General features: G+C 58.1%; 2 pseudogenes. Both read left to right on the top strand.

Annotated features, from left to right (window positions below):
• Positions 1-389 (top strand): annotated as a pseudogene (locus NKH19_RS33455) (ATP-binding protein); the annotation flags it as partial.
• A 149-nt stretch (positions 390-538) separates the two neighbouring features.
• Positions 539-699 (top strand): annotated as a pseudogene (locus NKH19_RS33450) (IS3 family transposase); the annotation flags it as partial.

The following is a 699-nucleotide window of genomic DNA, read 5'->3' as shown; positions in this document are numbered from 1 at the left end:
GGCCACAAAGCTTGCCGAGAGGATTTCTCCGTCGCCTATCACCGCGTTCCCCGGCTGTTTGCAACACTTGCCCTCGCGAGAGGCGACGGACGTTATGGCCGGATCCTCAAGCAACTCGCCAAAACCGACCTTCTCATTCTTGATGACTGGGAACCGGAAAACTCAATGATGACCAGCGGCGTGATGTGCTTGAGATCATTGAAGAGCGCTACGAACGCCGATCGACAATCGTCACCAGTCAGCTGCCACTTTACGAGATCATTGCAAACCCAACTCTGGCCGATGCCATCCTCGACCGCCTCGTTCACAACGCCTATCGCATCGATCTCACCGGTGAAAGCATGCGAAAACAGCGCTCGCCAAGAGCGTCTGAAACAGCGCAAGCTTGACCTGAAACGAAACCCAATCCAAACATCATCCAGACCCAGGATCAGTCCGAAAAATGGCCGGCTTCAAATCGGAACACCGGCCGGAATGAAATCGGAATGACTGGCCGGCTTCAAATCGGAATCGATGGCCGGCTTCGTCGGAATACGCAATGGTCCGCTACCGGTCACGGCGCCCGCCGGACAGGGAGCTGCGAAGTCAGTTGCGCGACCTTGCCAACGCGCGCTGGCGCTTCGGCTACCGGCGGCTGTTCATCCTGCTGCGGCAAGGCGGCGAGCCGTCGGGCATCAACCGCATCTACCGGCTCTATCG

Source organism: Mesorhizobium sp. M1338, from assembly GCF_040318045.1.
Classification (GTDB): Bacteria; Pseudomonadota; Alphaproteobacteria; order Rhizobiales; family Rhizobiaceae; genus Mesorhizobium.
The sequence above is the reverse complement of the archived record's forward strand: the minus strand, read 5'-3'. Positions and strand labels throughout refer to the sequence as shown.